We start from the raw sequence: 18169 nt of genomic DNA, 5'->3' as shown, positions 1-18169 counted from the left end.
AGGAAATTACATGAGTTGTTCTGGATCCAGTAATTGTTGCGAACAGCCGATTCAATCTGCTTGTTTGGCGAAACAAAACTACACCATTTCTACCACGGGTGCGACAATTTTTGGTCCCAACCCGATTCAGGTGGCAGCTACGGGCGTTTTATCCAATGATTCCTCAACCTCGGCATCATTGACGTTTACTTTCCGTAGGGGTGCAACGATTGTTGCAGCGTATACGTTGACCTCAGGGCAATTACGGTCCTTTACCGTTCCCGCCTTTACCTCCATCAGTGCTACTGCAACAGTAGCCAGCGCTGTCGCTGACCTTTGCATGACCGAATTTTTCCGACTCGCCATCTAATTTATAAGGAGGGACTTGGGTATGCCATCCCCTCCCATATTCCAGTTTGGAAGGAATGACGGCTGTCGAAGCTTTTCTCGACAGTCGTTCTTTTTGATCAGAATGCTTTGACTTTTGATATTCCATCCAGTAGAAAAGGACTGATAATCGATGGATGTTACATTGGAATTTGATCATTTAAATACTTATTGTCCTGTTTGCTTATCTAAAGATATTCTCGAAAAATCTTTGTTGTCCAACATAGGATTTATGTCTGTTCCTGGTGTGTGGCATTCACAATGTCTCACTTGCGGTTCCTATTTCGTTAATCCTCAACCTACTGAAGATAGCCTTCATTTATTCTATCGATCTAACCAAACGGAAGATGAAGTAGAAGAAAAAATATTAAGTTCTTCAGTTGACCGCTACTTTAACCCAACTAAGAAAGAATACTTTTTAAATCATAGAGTAAAGCCAATAAAAAAATATTTGCAACCTGACGCTAGCATGATAGATATTGGCTGTGGAGCGGGTACTTTTGTTCGTTTTATGAAAGACGAAGGCTTTGGGGCAGAAGGAATCGACATCTCCAAAAGGTCTATTGAATTTGGAATACGGAAATTGAATCTGGATAATCATCTGCATGTTTGCCACTGGAATGGCTTGAAACAAGACAATCAAACCTATGATTTAGTCACAATATGGACCTTACTTGAACACTTAAAAGAGCCTGAAGAACTTATTAAGTTCACAGCCGAAGTTCTAAAAGCAGAGGGATATTTGATAATAGAGGTTCCCACGGTAGATAGCTTATTGTTTGATGTAATGAAAGAAAATTATTTTTGGATGATGCCGCCTTACCATCTATTTTTGTTCTCGGTAAGAGGCCTTAAAGATATGTTGAACCGAAATGGGTTTGATGTCATTGAAGAATATAAAATGCCATCGAATTGGAATTTTATAAGCTCAATTTGCAAGAGCCTTGATATTGAATATGAATTTCAATTCGTTGTTGACTCAAAGCTGAAGTCAATCTTTAATCAAGCTGATAAAATATTTGATCAAATAGCTCATCAAAATGGATTGAATTCTACTGTACAATTAATTTGTAGACTGAGAAAATAAGAGAAAATTCCGCCTAAATAAGCGTTCATTTGTTGTTAATACTCTTTCATTTCCGAAATTTGTATATTTGTATTTATCATCTTAAGATATATAATGTGGACAGCTCATCTTTTGACTGTACTTTGGCATTGAATAAACCAAATATCGGTAAACCGTCATTTATGATATTGACTCTATCAATCAAAGGAGTTTGGATATGAAGGATTTTGGACTGTATGTCGTTCTCTCACTCATAGTGCCAATTATCGTACTGCTGCTGATCATTACTTTGAAAATCATTAAAGGTAAACAAATTCCAAACAGCGATTACACCCCATTGGATTACATTACTGGACAAACTCCTATCGAATTCCATGAAGAGAAAAAAGAAAAGGAACACAAGGATGACCAAGGCGATGATAAAGACAAGCACACCCCTGTGAAGGAATAATAACCCGACACTTTCGTTGCTGTTATAAAGCACAATAAAACACAAAAAGCTCACCGCCTTTAGATTCATGCTCTAAAGTGGCGAGCTTTTTCTTTTGGTTCTCCGATTTAGTATGTATGGGCTTCCAGATACTGCTCCCAGACGCTAGATGACGATTTTGATCAGACCACCAAATTCAAGCTCGTCAAACTTGCGAATCGTAGCTTCCTTCTGAATACTCCAAATACATTGCTCCAGACTGCACGTTAGCGGCACATCCAGTCGAATCGTAGCCAAGTCCTTGGACAGCATCAGCATGTCCCTGTCAGACTCGATTTTGGTTCGAACGCCTTTGGGCAGCGATTCCAGAGCATCCAATACACCTTCAACGGTTTGATATTCCTGAACTAATTTTAAAGCGGTTTTTTCACCGATTCCCCGAACACCGGGATAATTGTCGCTGGTATCGCCCATAAAGCTTTTCAACTCAATAATCTGATAGGGATGCAGCTGTTTTTCCTCCCACAAAACCTGCAGATCATAGGTCAAGTAATTCAGCTTGCCTTTTTTCATAATAATGACATGGATTCGCTCCGAAATCAGCTGCAGCATATCATGGTCCCCGGTCAAAATATAGACATGCGCTTCCTCGCTGATCGCCTTGGCTACCGTACCGATACAATCATCGGCTTCGTAGCCCTGCACACCGAGATTGAGTATGCCCATTTCTGCGACAACTTCCTTTACCAGCTCGAATTGGGGAATCAGCTCTTCAGGCGGGGCCTTTCGATTGGCTTTATAGGAATCGAACAGCTCCGCGCGAATCGTCGTCCCCCCCAAATCCCAACAGCACACCACATGAGTAGGCTTGAATGTTTTGACCGCATCGAACAAATATTGAATAAAGCCGTAGACCGCATTGGTCGGCAGTCCTGCGCTTGTTTTTCGGATATATCCACTATACGAGGTTGCATAAAAGGCTCTGAATAATAAGGCCATACCGTCGACAATTAACACTTTAGGTTCGGTTGATAAATCAGAATTCGTTTCCACTCTGTACACTCCACTCCCTGGCAATCTGAACTATTGCTTCCTATTGTACCAGATTAACGGGTATAAAGTGAACGGTTGCTATATAGAAGTTGTACTCAGATCCAGGTGTTACCTTTTTATGTGTACAGCGCGGTATCCGTTCGGCACTGTACCTGTGTGTGCTTTAAACAGTTTGCCAAAATAATTTTTGTTGTCGTATCCAAGCATATCGGCAATTTCCTCAATCGACTTATCGGTGATCTCCAGGAGTTCCTTCGCTTTTCCCATTTTTATCCGGGTTACGTATTCGACAAAGTTCTCCCCTGTTTCCCTTTTAAACAGCCGACTTAAATAACTCGGATGAAGATGGAGATGCGTGGCCGCGTCCTCAAGCGAAATTTTCTTGTCCAGATGATTGTAAACAAAACGCTGGCATTCCACAATCTCGCGGTTATGAGATTCACGGTATACTTGTCCAGCCCATTGAATAGCCTCCCAAAGATAACCCTTTAGCCACAGCTCAAGCTCACGAACGGACGACAACTCGAGTAAATCATGGTGCAGCAGCTCCGAGGAGAACGTTGAATTGTAATGCTGCAGCGATTTGAGACGCAGACGTACATCAAGAATCATTTTCAGCAGCCATTCCTTTACCTCCATGGGGCGGAAGCGATGATATTGTATGAATTCCATCCATTTTGAGACATAGTCGTCAATCATCTCATTGCGCTCCTCGAATATCGCGCGGCGAAATTCCTCCAGTGCCGGCATGTACTGCTCCAGCAGCAGATCGCCTTCCCCAAAGCTTTCCCTCACATGCTCCAGCTTCATCACGGAGGATTCCGGCAAGTAAAAGCGGGGATTTTTCGTATCCACCATATGGAACAATTGATCCTTGAGAGAGCGAGCATCTTTTACCGGATTTCCTGTAAGAAATGAGAAGGGAATTTTTGTATATTGAAGCAGGCAGCTCTGGATTTCTCTCAACGTCTGAGTTACCTTCTGACTGTTATTGATATGAAGCTGCGAATAGTGAGGAAATAGCAGAACAATCTCCCCTGTATCGTACGTAAAAAACACCGTTTCTACGTGATCAACCAGAAGCTCTTCCATAATGTTCTCAATGGTATATACGAATAAATCCTTTGACTGAAATCGATTCACAGCCTCTTTAAGCTGATTCGCATAACCGAAAACCGGCAATACAGCATGTTCTCCCCATTTGATACCGAACTCTTCAGCCTTGCGATTCCACTCTACGGTATCGAGAAGAGGCTCATTGACCGTACTCCGGATAAAATGACGCTTTGACGCGCTTCGGTTCAGCTCAACCTCCCTCTCCAGCTTTAAGCTCTTCGACAAAACACCGGCTTCCACATCCAACTGCTCCTTCAACTGCAGGAGCACCTCAGTAATGAGGCGTGCATTCATCGTTTCCTTTAACACATATTCACTCACTGATAGCTTCACAGCTGCTTGGGCATACTGAAAATCATCATGGCAGGATAAGATGACAACCTTCAGCATGGAATGATTCTCTCGCAACGATCGGATCAATTCAAGTCCGTTCAGACCGGGCATACCAATGTCACTGATCAGTACATCCGTCTTGTCCTTACGTCCAGCCTCAAGTGCTTCTAAAGGATCGTCATACGTTCCCGCTAAGCGAAATCCCAGCTCGCTCCATTTGATCGATGTTTCCAAAAATTCAAGTACAGGCAAATCATCATCCACGATCATAACTGAATACATCGTTTTCCCCCTTGTCCGCATTCTCGGGAAAACGCAGCACGATACACGTTCCCCGATCTGGTATGCTGTCGATGTCATAGTCGAACCGATCACCGTAAATCAGCTTTAATCGTTCAAATACATTATTAATTCCGATACCTGATAATAAATCTTTATGGCTCTCTTCCGTATGATCCCGCAATTTAGCTTCGAGGTGAGCACGCAGCGCAATGAGCTTCTCCGAAGTCATACCAATGCCTGAGTCGCGGATCTCCACCTGTAATCGTCCATCCTCACACTTGCATGAAGCAATAATAATTTCCCCAGGCTTGCTTTTCAATCCGTGAATATAAGCATTCTCGATTAGCGGCTGGAGTATAAATCTGGGTACTTTGAGCATCAGCGTATCGGAAGCAGCCTCAATACGCAGCACCACACGGTCTCCATGGCGGGAGTTCAATAACCGGACATAGTGTTCATTAATATCAATTTCCTCATGCAGCATGATGAACTCATTGTTACGGTTGATCGTCATCCGCAATACCGAGGATAAGGAGCTAATCAGTTCAGCATTCTCCTCATCGCCCTTCATGATGATTTTCAGCCTGATCGAATTCAATACATTGAACAAGAAGTGCGGATTGATCTGCGCCTGCAGCATCGCAAGCTCTGCCTTACGCTTTAACTCCTGCTCTCGGCGGTTTTCTTTAATCATTCGTTCAATACGGCCAATCATCCGGTCAAAAACATAGCCGAGCCGTCCGACCTCATCGCCGCCGGTTATATTGGAACGCTCACTGAGCTGACCGGACTCAATTTGGACGACGGTCTGGACAAGCTTCGCAATCGGTTTCGTCAAGGCGCGCACCATATAAAGAAGGATGCCAACAAATACAATCAAAAATAGCAGTTGAATCAGAAAATCAGTCTGACGGAATGATTCAATTTTTTGGGCTGCCTTCTTGTAAGGACTCATACTCACCAGCCGCCACTCCGGGGTTATTTGCTCGCTAAGCATTATATATTCTTCCCCCGCTACCTTCAGGAATGAAGAACTATTACTCGTCGGCAATTGATCATAGTAAGGAAAAGTTGTCCCGATGGAGCTATAATCCTTATCTACCACTACATGGCCTTGGCGGTCGATAATGACCATGACTTCATCAGCTTTATATTGATCGAATAACTGCTGGAAATTATCCATCTCCGAACTGACTATAACATAGCCGTAGGTGGTTGAGTTGGTGCGTAGCGGCTTGGCTGCCGTGAGCAGATAAGGCTTATTTAATGTTTGAATATCATCGTTAGGTTCCGCCCCAACCCACTTCACATTATAACCGGATACCTTATCAATATCCTGAAACCAGCTTTTATCGAAAATATTCCGCGGATCTTTGCTGAACGTTGAGTACGATGCGACGTACTCCCTGTTAGGCAGCAGTATAGTTACGTTCAGATGTCCAAGTGAGTTAATGACCGTTTCCAATCTTTTAGAAATTTTTTGTTTGTGAGACAAAACATCTCCCTGGCTCGTCGATTCATTGATTCGCCCCAGCTCCAGGATCGAAAGCTGCAATTCCTCATCAAATTGAACAAAATTCATCACATAAACCATATTTTTGATTTGTCCCGCTACAAACTGGTTGACGATTCTCATGGCTTCCTGAGAGTTCTCCGTCACCTGAGAACGAACAACATCTCTCGTCAACAGATTGGATACATATAATGAAACGATTGACGGCAGAACAAGACAAATCAGAATCGTCAACATGAGTTTATTGCGAAGCGATAAGGTACGAAGCCACCCTGGCACTACAAACCGCCTGCCTTTCCTTTCGTATGAGAAAAATATGAGAAAAAGAGGAGGCTTATCGCCTCCTCTTTTAGTATAACATTAGAATGCTTGAGTTATCAGCGCAGCTGATCCATTCTAATGTTACAGCAATGTTTATTTGTTGCTATTCTTGATTTCTTCAATTTTAGTTGTTGCCGTTTGAATCGTTTTATCCAGATCCTGCTTACCAACCAAGTACAGCTCCACTTGATTCATATATTCCTTTTCTTGCTGCAACGCATACGTTGGAGGTACTACCAGCTTCGTTGCTTTGTTCACCTTCAGTGTGCTCAACAATGATTCTTTATCAATGAACTTAACATTTTCTGGTTTGCCGCTTTTTAGAATGGCATCAACGTTTTGGTTAATATCAGCTTTTTTCCAACCGGAGAAGAACAAGCCTTGTGTTGTAATACCTTCAGTTGTATACCACTTCACAAAATCATAAGCTTCCTGCTTATGCTTGGAGGATGCTGCGATACCCATGAAGTCTGCGCCAATTTCTGTTAAACCGTTTGTATCCTTGGCGTCATATTTTGGGTAAGGTGCAAATACGGTGTTAAATTTACCGTTCATTGAAAGCTCCCCAACCATCCAGTTTCCAGTTGCAAGCATGGCTGTTTTACCCGCATAAAACACATCGCGGTAATTCATTTTTTGGGATACAACTTCGAAGTATGGAACAGAAGTCTTGTCCACATTTTCCATCTTGTTGCGCAGATCTAGAGAGTAACGAACTTTCGGGTTATCGATATTCGCTGAGCCATCTGACTTAACGAGGTACGGATTTTCCATATCATTATTTAACGCAAGAAGCGCGTAATCCTTCCAGTTGTGGAAATAGGAACCATATGTCTTGGAGGCTCCTTCACCCTTGGTCATTTTCTTCGCGTATTCGGCATAATCGTTCCAAGTCCATTCGGTCGGAACCGGAAGCTTCGCTTCATCCAGCTTGTCCTTGTTCAGCATAATGAACCATTCGATCATTTTACCAGGTAAAGCATAATATTTGCCGTTCACGATAGGATCGATTTTGTATTCGTCCTTAACGACAATGTTGTCTTTCTTCAAATAATCATCTAGAGGCTCCAAAATCCCTGCACCTACACGTTGGGCAAAATCAGATGCACTGGAATACATCACGACGTCCATTTGATCACCAGAAGCGGCCAGAAGGTCCATCTTTTTCATACCTTCCTGGGAATCACCCTTCTCGGACATCCCCTCATATACCACTTTAACGTTTGGATGCGTTTTGTTGTAAGCATCAACCGTAGCATTCCAATTCCCTTGAGCTTCGGTATACCAAGCCTGAACCTTGATCGTTACAGGCTCCTTGGAACCTTCATTACCGGCATTCGTCGATGATCCTGCATTATTATTGGTGGCACCGCATCCAGCAAGTGCGGTTGTGGTTAATAGTAAACCGCTAAGCGTTAATAAACTCTTTTTCATATAAACCCCTCCATATACGAACTTTTTATTTTGAAAACCGTTACATTCCGAATATAACAGACGCTTTATTCGAGCAGAAGTCAATTTTTTAACCTATTCCACTCTTATTTTGACCTTTTCCAATTGCTTGAATTGCTTATCCTTTGACTCCACCGACCGAAATACCCTCGATAACATGTTTTTGACCGATGATAAAAATGATCAACAGAGGCAAAATGGCAGACACTGCTCCCGCCATGATCAAGGAGTATAGCGCACCGTTCAGAGTCGCAAAAGACTGAATACCGAGCTGGATCGTAAACAATTCTTTTGATTTCAGGAAAATAAGCGGACCTTGATAGTCGTTCCACGTCCAGATAAAACGCAGAATCGCATACGTCGCGATCGCCGGACGAACTAATGGTGTACAAACTGAGAAGAAAATTCGTATATGTCCTGCCCCATCCATTTTGGCCGATTCAATGTATTCATCATGAATCCCCAGGTAAAATTGCCGAAGCATGAACGTCCCGAGTACGCTGAACGAGCCCAGCAAAATCAAACCAAGGTGGCTGTCGAACAGTCCGATCCAGCGAAATATTAAAAACTGAGGAACCAATATCGCTTGGCTCGGGATCAGATAGATCGCCAATATGATCATGAAAAACAAACCACTGCCGCGGAACTTGATCTTCGCAAAGGCATATGCCGACATACAAGCAAGTGTGACGGACAATAAAGTCGTTCCCACTGTAACCTTGATCGAGTTCCAGTAAAAAAGCGGAAACTGCGTCGTAGTCCACACCGTCGTATAATTCTCAATCAAATTCCAGTGCTTCGGAATCCATTCGATCGGAAAAGTAAACACATCGACTTCCGGCTTCATCGATGCGGAAATCATCCATAGAAAGGGAGACATGAATACGAAGCCAAGCACACACATAATCGCAGTCAAAATCACTTTTTTTATAACATTCCACTTATTCATCAGATTCATCCTTTCCTCAATTAATAATTAACCCATTTGCGTTGGCCATACCACTGTATAAGTGTGATGATCAGAACGAATATCAAGAGCACAATAGCCATGGCGGACGCATAACCCGACTGCAAATTAATGAATGCTGTTTCATATAAACGATACACGACCACGGTTGTAGAATTAGCAGGGCCACCGCCGGTCAGAACGGCTATCACATCGAATACCTTAAATGATCCGATGATGCCCGTGACGAGCAAAAAGAATGTAGTTGGTGACAACAGCGGCACGGTGATGTTGAAAAACTGTTTAATCTTCGAGGCGCCATCAATGTCCGCAGCTTCATAAAGATCATTCGGTATGGATTGCAAGCCGGCCATGAATACAATCATGTTATAACCGATATTCACCCACACCATCAGCCCCATCACACAATATAAAGCTACATCCGGATCGGCCATCCATTTAGGTGGGTTGGCTACTCCAAATGACATCAGCATCTGGTTAATCGGTCCGAAGCTTGGGTGGAACAACACCTGAAACACAATCGCTACAGCGACAATACTTGAGATGTACGGAATGAAATAAACAAGCTTAAATATATCCTTAAAATAAATCTTTTTATCAATGACGACCGCCAACACCAGAGATACAATCAAGGTGATGGGTACGACAAACAATAAAATCAGGTTGTTTTTGATGGATAGCAGGAATATGCTGTCGTGCGCAAGCTTAATGAAGTTGTCAAAGCCTAAGAACTTCATTTTGGAAAAGCCGGCGACAAAATTCCAGTTCGTAAAGCTAAGCAGAAATGAAGCTATAATTGGAAAAAGCGTCAATATAAACAGGCCAATTAGCAGCGGACCAATAAATAAATATCCAGCCAAATCCTCACGCCATTGTTCTTTGGAGCTTTTCCGTTTTTTTTGTGCCTTTTGTAGATCGTTTGAGTGCGTTTGTGATTCAGTTGCCATGAAGTTCACCCCAAGTCTTGTTTTTAATCATTCTACCTTCCCGAAACTGTGAATGTAAGAAATAATATTAACTCTTTCAGGTAAAGTTTTGACATCAATTTTCCCGCTGGCTCTTTAAATTCTTTATGTAAATCAATTTTTTCCCATCGTGTCGTTTCCTAACCATACCTTTAATTGGATGCAGTTACTGATTTCTACCTGTTCAGCTGCCTTTCGCACTTCTTCCCATAATAAATATCCCCTTCAAGTTCACTCATTCCTCCATACCATGAAGGTTGATTTGAGTGTCTACTTAAAGGGGATATGGAGCTTACCCATTAATTTGAAGGGATCGCACAGGACCATGCAGAATTTAACCGCAGGTACAATTCAGCACCGGCTTGCGTGCAGCCAAGGTTTCATCCAAACGGCGAACATCTGTTGTATAAGGAGCATTGTGAAGCAGCTCTGGCGTCTCTTCCGCTTCCTTGGCAATTCGGATCATCGTATCAATAAAGGCATCCAGCGTTTCCTTGCTTTCGGTTTCCGTCGGCTCGATCATGATGCACTCCTCAACATTCAGTGGAAAATAAATCGTCGGCGGGTGGTAGCCAAAATCGAGCAGCCGCTTCGCGACATCAAGTGTACGAACGTTGAATTTTTTTAACCCCCGACCCGACAGTACAAACTCATGCTTACAGACGCGGTCAAAAGGAGCCTCGTAATATGGCGCCAAGCGGCGCAGCATATAGTTGGCATTCAGCACGGCACACTCCGATACCCGACGCAAGCCCTCCGGACCGTATGTACGAATATACGTGTAGGCACGAACCAGAATACCGAAGTTGCCGTAAAAGGCTTTGACCCTCCCGATCGATTCCGGCCTGTCATAATCAAAGTAATACGTCCCATCCTTAGCTTTAGCCACGAGCGGCTTAGGCAGGAAGGGTATCAGTCGCTGCTTCACGCCAACCGGACCTGCACCCGGACCTCCACCGCCGTGCGGTGTGCTCATCGTTTTGTGCAAATTCAAATGGACGACATCGAACCCCATATCACCTGGACGCGTGATGCCCATAATCGCATTGGAATTGGCTCCATCATAATAGAGCAGCCCCCCTGCCTCATGCACAATCGCCGCAACCTCGACAATCTGTTCCTCGAATAAACCAAGCGTATTCGGATTGGTCAGCATCAGCGCTGCCGTATCCGGCCCAACAGCCTTGCGCAGCGCATCCAGATCAACAAGCCCTTTCGCATTCGACGGGATCGTGATCGTATCAAAGCCTGCCACAGTCGCACTCGCTGGATTCGTACCATGCGAGGAGTCCGGTACAATAACCTTGGTCCGATAATCGCCGCGGCTCTCGTGGTAAGCACGAATCATCATCAGTCCGGTCCACTCGCCATGCGCGCCTGCTGCGGGCTGCAGCGTCACCTGATCCATGCCCGTAATCGCAGCCAGATCGTTTTGCAGCTGGTATAAGAGCTCCATCGCACCTTGAATAGAGCTTTCGGGCTGGTAAGGGTGAATCTTGGCGAAGCCGGAAAAACGGGCGACATCCTCGTTAATTTTTGGATTATATTTCATCGTGCAGGAGCCAAGCGGATAAAAACCGTTGTCAATGCCGAAGTTTCTCCGAGATAGCGCTGTATAATGCCGAATCACGTCTACCTCGTACACCTCAGGCAATTCCGCCGGCTTTGCACGGAGCAGGTTCCCAGGGATCAGCTTATCCGTGTCTGTTCTCGGTACATCACATTCTGGCAAGGAATAGCCGACACGCCCAGGCTTGCTCATTTCAAATATAAGTGCCTTATCGTGCTTGATTTCCAATGTTTCACTCATAGGGCAGCCTCCAATTGTAGCGCAAATTCGTCGATTTCGGCTTTCGTTCGGCTTTCCGTCACAGCAATCAGCATATGGCCTGCAAGCGCCGCGTCATCTCTGCCTAAGTCATAGCCGCCAATAAATCCGGCTTCAAGCAGCTTTTCATTCAATGCTGTAATGGAAATGGAAGAGGATTCGGGCAATTTAATCACAAACTCATTAAAAAATGGCGTCCGTCCAAATGGAACCGATACACCGGATATACGGCTTAATACATCAGCGGCATAATGAGCCTTTTGTATATTCAGATCAGCTACCTCTTGAATTCCCTGCTTACCCAGGGTTGAAATATAGACAGAAGCACACAGCGCGAGCAATGCCTGATTGGAGCATATATTGGAGGTCGCCTTCTCACGGCGAATATGCTGCTCTCGCGTTTGCAAGGTTAGCACAAAGCCGCGTTTTCCGTCCCGATCCACGGTTTGTCCGACAATACGGCCGGGCATCCGGCGCATCCAGGCCGTTGATACTGCAAAGTAACCGCAGGTCGGTCCTCCGAGCGAGGCCGGAATGCCAAAAGGCTGCGCATCGCCAACGACAATATCCGCTCCAAGCGCACCAGGAGATTCCAGCAGCCCAAGAGTTAGCGGATTGGCGCTGACTACGAATAGAGCACCCGCTCCATGCGTTACAGGCTCGATAGCTCGCAAGTCCTCAATACAGCCAAAGAAATTGGGCGATTGGATCAATACAGCTGCTGTATCCGTGGTCACACATGCAGACAGCTCGTCCAGATCCGTGACTCCATCACGTATGCCCACCTCAACGATGTCCAGATTCAAGCCTTTGGCCGTCGCCGCCACAATTTGTCTCGCTTCCGGATGAATAGCGCGGGAAACTACAAGCTGCTTGCGTTTGGTTGCTCCCGATGCCAACGCACCGGCCTCCGCCAATGCGGTGGAACCGTCATACATGCTGGCATTGGCTACCGACATGCCGGTCAGCTCGCAAATATACGATTGAAATTCAAATATCGCCTGCAGCTCGCCTTGGCTGATTTCCGGCTGATAAGGCGTGTACGCTGTATAAAATTCGGATCTGGAAATCACATGATTAATAACAACCGGAATATGATGATCATAAATGCCTGCGCCCAGGAAGCTGGTATAACGGTCAAAATCGGCATTTTTCCCGGCTAATAACCGCATATGCTTTAACAGCTCACGCTCATTCAAAGCTTCCGATACTTCAAGACGTCCTTGAAAGCGTACGGAAGCTGGTATATCACTGAACAATTCTTCTACGGTTGTCATGCCAATCGTCTCCAGCATCTCCGTCTGATCCTGCTCGGTCATTGGCAAATAGCGGTGCTTCACTTGATCCACTCCTTATTTATGATCACGTTTATAAAATGGCGCCTTTACAACAATCGCTTTCAGTCGTTTTTCACGAATCTCCACCCACACCTCTGTACCCAATCCACTATATCCAGCTTCAATTAAGGCCAGACCGAGATTCCGCTTCAATGTCGGTGACTGCGTGCCTGAGGTAACCTCGCCAATGAGACGATCGTCAGCATATACCGGATAATGACTGCGGGGAATGCCGCGGTCGACCATCTCGATGCCTACCAGCTTGCGGGGAATGCCGCTTTCCTTTTGACGGATCAACGCTTCCCTGCCTATGAAATCCCCCTTATCCAGCTTCACAAAAAATCCGACCGAAGCCTCCAGCGGACTCACCAAAGCGGACAGCTCCTGCCCATACAGCGGCAGTTTGGCTTCAAACCTCAGTGTATCGCGCGCTCCCAATCCCACCGGCTGCAAGCCATATGCTTCGCCAGCCTCCATGAGCAGAGTCCAGACCTCTATGGCGTGCTCAGCAGCTACATAAAGCTCAAAGCCATCCTCACCCGTGTACCCCGTTCTAGACACAAGCGCCTTCAAGCCGCCGAGCTCAACATCGGTAAGGAAAGAAAAAGCTTTCAGCTCATGCACCGGAACCGACGTCACCTTACGCAATATCTCTTCAGCCGCAGGTCCCTGCAAGGCAAGCAAGGCAGTCTGCTCAGAAATATTGTTCAACTGCACCCCTTCAATCAGATGACTTTGCAGCCATTCCATATCCTTATCTATATTGGAAGCATTGATGACAAGCATGAATCGGTCAGCCTCCAGACGATATACGAGCAGGTCATCCACTACGCCCCCAGCCTCATTGCACATCAAGCTGTACTGAGCCTGGCCGTTACTCAGCTTCGTGACATCGTTGGTGGTCAGCTTTTGCACATAGGCTTCCGCATTCACTCCCGTAATCGTCACCTCGCCCATATGAGATACGTCGAACAAGCCGGCCTGGTGTCGAACAGCATCGTGCTCCTTTTGAATACCAGTAAACTGCACGGGAAGCTCCCAGCCTCCAAAATCAATAACCCTCGGAGTCCCATACTGTGTATAAATCGGGAATAGCGGCGTTCGTTTTAAATCTGACATACCCTCACCTCCATTGGATGTAATCATCGTTTCCGTCCTGTATGAAAAGCAAAAAAGACAGCGTGAAAAGCAGAGGCTCATCCTGTTTGAACGACCGTACCTGCTTCTCACTCTGTCCTTTGTACCTGAGAGTTACCTACCACCTAGTCTTCTGACCTGCAAAGAAAGGCTGTAGTTTCCCCATCGGTGCCACGGCTTATGATGCCGAAGTCTCTCCAGAGCTGCGTCCTGCAAAAGTCCTTTTGCCTGAGAGATTCACCTTGTCGGGTTTACTCCTTCGGCGCTGCCGTCAATGCGTCAGTCTCTCCTTATGCTCTCATCCGCTTATTCATTTCATACACTCATTATTACCTTACCGCTTATCTCATTGTCAACCTTATTTTGGCAGCATGGCTACTTTTTTAGCAGTAAACTTGACATGACCCACAGCGCTGATTTAGTCTGAAAGCATCCTATTCGCAAGTAGGCGGAACTAACAACAATTCGAAAGTGGGGCTGGCCATGTCGGTGGTTAAGGATCAATTGCTGTACAGTAAGGAGCATGAATGGGTAGAGGTGATTGGCGAGCGTACGATCCGGATTGGCATTACAGATTTTGCACAGTCCCAATTGGGCGATATCGTCTTTGTTGAGCTGCCTGAAGTTGGCACCGAGGTGTTAAGCGAAACCAGTCTCGGAAATATCGAGTCCGTCAAAACCGTCTCTGATGTATACGCTCCGATATCGGGTGTCGTCACCCAAGTCAACAACACTTTGCTGGATCAACCGGAAAACGTGAATAGTGATCCTTTTGGCGGAGGTTGGATGGTGGAGCTCGAAATCGATGACCATGCCAAGGAAGCGCTAACCCAGCTGTTAACTGCGGAGCAATATCGCGAATATACAGCAGAATAAAAGGATTACATAAATAAGCCTATGACCTTAAACGGTCTTGAATTCTTTGATGAAGGATTCAAGGCCTTTTTTGTTTACAAGATCAAATAAATGATTGAATAAATCATAATTATGAATTATAATTTCATTATATCGAAGGGAGCTGTGAAAATGACGACATTAGGACAACATACCTATTCAGAAATTAACGCACAAGCCGAGGCGATTTCAGCCGCATGGAACCAACTGGAGCTTCAGCAGGATTGGATTGAACGTTACTTGAATAACGCTGCTTTTGAAGAGATCATTTTTATCGGATCCGGTTCCTCGTACTATCAGGCACTTACGATGGCCGCTACCTGCAGAGCCTGGCTGGGAAGAAGTGCTGTTGCTTACCCATCGTCAGATTTGCTGCTGTTCCGTGAGCAAACAGCTCCTTCTTATCGCAATTATCTGGTAATTGGCGTGTCCCGTTCTGGTGAATCGACTGAGGTTGTATTGGCGCTGGAGTCCGTACAATCGCTTGCCAACTGGACGATTGCCGGAATCACCTGCTATGAGGAAAGCTCGATGGCCAAGCTGGCGGAATGCCTCGTCTCCCCACTCGGGAAAGAAACGAGCACTGTTATGACGAAATCACTCAGCAGCATGACATTTATGATGCAAGCGGCGATCGCCAAAGCCGCAGGCCGCCATGACCTGTTGGAGGAGCTTGCCAAAGTCGTGAAGCAGGATGGAGCTACCGTTCTGGCAGCCCAACCTTTTATTGATACCCTGGTACGTGAGCAATCTTTCATTAAATATGTATATTTGGGTATGGGAGCACTGTACGGTCTTTCATTGGAGGCTTGTTTGAAAATCAAGGAGATGTCCTATGTATGGACAGAAGCGTATGGAACGCTGGAATTCCGTCATGGTCCCAAATCGATCGTTGAGCCAGGTACGCTCGTCTGCCTGCTGCTGTCAGAAAAGGCTCGTGATTATGAATTGAAGGTTGCACGCGAAATGCAGGAGTATGGAGCGTTTGTACTGCTGTTAACAGCTAACAAAGGTGAGGATACCTCATTTGCCGATGCTGTGTTTGAAGTCGGCGGCAGCGACATTTCCGATGAAGCCAGAAGTGTACTTTACTTGCCTGCCTTGCAATTTCTAGGCTACTACACAGCCTTGAACCGTAATGCCGATCCGGATTCGCCGCGCAATTTGACACAGGTTGTGAAAATTTAGCGTTAGCTTTGTTACACAAAACTCAGCTTATGCTTACGATGTCAGTGTTCCTTAAGGAACACTCTTAGGAGGAATCATCCATGCCGTTAGTTTCATCGACAGCCTTATTGCAAGTTGCCCGCAGCCAAGGTTATGGGATTGGCGCTTTTAACGTACACACCTTGGAAATGCTGCAAGCCGTGGTAGACGCTGCGGAGGAAACGAATTCCCCGCTCATTCTGCAATCAACAGTAGGAACGGTCAAGCATCTGGGAGCTGACTATTTGGTCGCAGCTGCGACCACTGCCGCCAATCGTTCGGGTGTTCCCATTGCACTTCATCTGGACCATTGCACCGATTTTGATATGATCATTCACTGCATCCGCGCAGGCTATACCTCAGTCATGATTGATGCGTCGATGTTTGCTTTTGAGGAAAATGTGGCGCAAACCAAACGGATCGTGGACATCGCCCGCGCTGCTGGTGTGAATGTGGAAGCCGAGCTTGGGAAGGTTGGCGGCGTTGAGGACGATATCGTAGTCGCCGAGCACGAAGCGCTATTAGCTGACCCAGAGGAATGTGCCCGCTTTATTGAGCTTACCGGAGTTCCCACATTGGCTCCTGCCATTGGAACCGCGCACGGCATTTACAAGGGCGACCCGAATATCGATTTTGAGCGAATCCGTCAGGTGGCTGATCGCGTAGCGGTTCCACTCGTGCTGCATGGTGGCTCAGGTATTCCCGAGGAGCAGGTCAAACGCTGTATCTCGCTGGGCATGTCCAAAATGAATATCGCCACCGAAATACGCATCGTCTTCTCCGATGCCATTAAACAGGTATTCGCGCACAATCCGGATGAAAACGATCCACGTAAATATATGGTGCCTGCCAAAAAAGCCGTAAAAGAAGCGGCAATGGAAAAAATGCGGATGCTTGGCAGCATCGGTAAAGCGTCCGGTATCCGCTAAGGAGGCACTCATGATTACTACCGTAACCCTGAACGCAGCCATCGATAAAACCTACTATATACACAGCTTTCCACTCGGACAGGTATCCCGGGTACGACAGATGTACGCCGAGCCGGGTGGCAAGGGGATCAATGTAGCCCGTGTTATTCAGCAGCTGGGCTATCCGGTTCTAGCTACCGGTATCATTGGCGGTCATAATGGCCGGTTCATCGAACAAAAATTGGATGCGCAAGGAATCAAGCATGATTTTGTACAGATCGAGGAAGAATCACGGCTATGCCTGAACATGATTGATGAATCGAAGGGCTCTTCAACTGAGGTTCTGGAGCAAGGCCCATGGATTTCGGCTGCAACCTGGCAGCTTTTCCAGGCCAAGCTGGCTGGTCTCGCTGCACAGTCGCGTATCGTATGCTTCTCGGGAAGCTTACCGCAGGGCGTACCCACCGACGGCTACGCACAGCTGATCCGTATTGTGAAGCAAGCCGGAGCGCTTGCTTTTCTCGATACGAGTGGTAATGCGCTGCTGCAAGGGGTAGGTGCGCAGCCTGATTTTGTGAAGCCTAACGAAGATGAGGTCACTACTCTGCTTGGGGCTTTCATTGGGGGCAATACCGAGGATCAACCAGATATTGACCGAGCCGAGGGCTTGCTTCGCTTGCAGCAACAGGGCATCCCGCGTGTGACCGTTTCTCTGGGAGCAGCGGGTTCGATCAGTGCTTATGAAGGAGTATTATATCGGGTACAGGGCCCTCCTATTCAGGTAGTCAATACCGTTGGCTGCGGAGATTCCTTTGTCGCTGGCATGGCAATGGCTACTGCTCAAAACCTCCCGTTTCCCACCTGCTTGCAGTACGCTTCTGCCGTTGCTTCAGCGAATGCATTGACGGAACGTGCAGGTTATGTGCAGCTTCATGATGTAGATCGTTTACAAACAGAAATTACCGTAGAGCTTGTATAGCGAATCGACTATACAA

Annotated in this window: 16 protein-coding genes and 2 riboswitches; of the genes, 7 read left to right on the top strand and 9 right to left on the bottom strand. The window is 46.1% G+C overall.

The features are described 5' to 3' along the window. The first annotated feature begins 10 nt into the window (after positions 1–10). The 3 genes from NST47_RS37140 to NST47_RS07440 all read left to right on the top strand — a co-directional run bounded on the left by NST47_RS37140 (position 11) and on the right by NST47_RS07440 (position 1883). Positions 11–349, top strand: coding sequence for an S-Ena type endospore appendage (locus NST47_RS37140; protein WP_445667364.1), 339 nt, complete (start codon positions 11–13; stop codon positions 347–349). 150 nt (positions 350–499) lie between these two features. Next, positions 500–1453: a class I SAM-dependent methyltransferase gene (locus NST47_RS07445; RefSeq protein ID WP_341154561.1), complete on the top strand. Its 954-nt coding sequence runs from the start codon at positions 500–502 to the stop codon at positions 1451–1453. Between the two features lie 196 nt (positions 1454–1649). Next, complete coding sequence (locus NST47_RS07440) at positions 1650–1883, top strand: DUF3951 domain-containing protein (RefSeq protein ID WP_341154560.1); 234 nt, start codon at positions 1650–1652, stop codon at positions 1881–1883. Positions 1884–2027: 144 nt separating this feature from the next. On the opposite strand, the gene NST47_RS07435 is transcribed toward NST47_RS07440, so the two are convergent. The 9 genes from NST47_RS07435 to gcvT form a co-directional block, all read right to left on the bottom strand. After that, on the bottom strand, positions 2028–2915 hold the full coding sequence (locus NST47_RS07435) for a 5'-3' exonuclease (protein ID WP_262686146.1): 888 nt from the start codon (positions 2913–2915) through the stop codon (positions 2028–2030). Positions 2916–3023: 108 nt separating this feature from the next. Further along, entirely contained in the window at positions 3024–4646 is a 1623-nt protein-coding gene (locus NST47_RS07430) for a response regulator transcription factor (RefSeq protein WP_341154559.1), read from the bottom strand. Beyond that, complete coding sequence (locus NST47_RS07425; protein ID WP_341154558.1) at positions 4621–6438, bottom strand: cache domain-containing sensor histidine kinase; 1818 nt, start codon at positions 6436–6438, stop codon at positions 4621–4623. Before NST47_RS07425 ends, NST47_RS07430 begins: the two co-directional genes overlap by 26 nt. 135 nt (positions 6439–6573) lie before the next feature. Next, entirely contained in the window at positions 6574–7914 is a 1341-nt protein-coding gene (locus tag NST47_RS07420) for an ABC transporter substrate-binding protein (RefSeq protein ID WP_341154557.1), read from the bottom strand. Between the two features lie 136 nt (positions 7915–8050). Continuing rightward, positions 8051–8890, bottom strand: coding sequence for a carbohydrate ABC transporter permease (locus NST47_RS07415; RefSeq protein ID WP_445667363.1), 840 nt, complete (start codon positions 8888–8890; stop codon positions 8051–8053). 11 nt (positions 8891–8901) lie between these two features. Then, entirely contained in the window at positions 8902–9846 is a 945-nt protein-coding gene (locus NST47_RS07410; RefSeq protein ID WP_341154555.1) for a carbohydrate ABC transporter permease, read from the bottom strand. A gap of 352 nt (positions 9847–10198) precedes the next feature. Next, positions 10199–11674: an aminomethyl-transferring glycine dehydrogenase subunit GcvPB gene (gene gcvPB, locus NST47_RS07405; protein ID WP_341154554.1), complete on the bottom strand. Its 1476-nt coding sequence runs from the start codon at positions 11672–11674 to the stop codon at positions 10199–10201. Beyond that, complete coding sequence (gcvPA, locus tag NST47_RS07400; RefSeq protein ID WP_341154553.1) at positions 11671–13032, bottom strand: aminomethyl-transferring glycine dehydrogenase subunit GcvPA; 1362 nt, start codon at positions 13030–13032, stop codon at positions 11671–11673. Before gcvPA ends, gcvPB begins: the two co-directional genes overlap by 4 nt. 12 nt (positions 13033–13044) lie before the next feature. Then, positions 13045–14148, bottom strand: a complete 1104-nt coding sequence (gene gcvT, locus NST47_RS07395) for a glycine cleavage system aminomethyltransferase GcvT (RefSeq protein WP_341154552.1) — start codon at positions 14146–14148, stop codon at positions 13045–13047. 110 nt (positions 14149–14258) lie between these two features. Continuing rightward, positions 14259–14369, bottom strand: a riboswitch (glycine riboswitch). Between the two features lie 3 nt (positions 14370–14372). Further along, positions 14373–14468, bottom strand: a riboswitch (glycine riboswitch). Positions 14469–14649: 181 nt separating this feature from the next. On the opposite strand from gcvT, the gene gcvH reads away from it, so the two are divergent. The 4 genes from gcvH to NST47_RS07375 all read left to right on the top strand — a co-directional run bounded on the left by gcvH (position 14650) and on the right by NST47_RS07375 (position 18153). Next, positions 14650–15042 carry a glycine cleavage system protein GcvH gene (gcvH, locus tag NST47_RS07390; protein WP_341154551.1) on the top strand — a complete coding sequence of 131 codons (393 nt, stop codon included), beginning with the start codon at positions 14650–14652 and terminating at the stop codon, positions 15040–15042. Between the two features lie 150 nt (positions 15043–15192). Continuing rightward, positions 15193–16248 carry an SIS domain-containing protein gene (locus tag NST47_RS07385; RefSeq protein WP_341154550.1) on the top strand — a complete coding sequence of 352 codons (1056 nt, stop codon included), beginning with the start codon at positions 15193–15195 and terminating at the stop codon, positions 16246–16248. 80 nt (positions 16249–16328) lie between these two features. After that, a complete protein-coding gene (fba, locus tag NST47_RS07380; RefSeq protein WP_262686138.1) occupies positions 16329–17195 on the top strand; it encodes a class II fructose-1,6-bisphosphate aldolase in 867 nt (288 codons plus the stop codon). Between the two features lie 10 nt (positions 17196–17205). After that, a complete protein-coding gene (locus NST47_RS07375; protein ID WP_341154549.1) occupies positions 17206–18153 on the top strand; it encodes a 1-phosphofructokinase family hexose kinase in 948 nt (315 codons plus the stop codon). Positions 18154–18169 lie beyond the last annotated feature (16 nt).

It is taken from the genome of Paenibacillus sp. FSL H8-0034 (genome assembly GCF_038000305.1).
Lineage (GTDB): Bacteria > Bacillota > Bacilli > Paenibacillales > NBRC-103111 > Paenibacillus_S.
The sequence above is the reverse complement of the archived record's forward strand: the minus strand, read 5'-3'. Positions and strand labels throughout refer to the sequence as shown.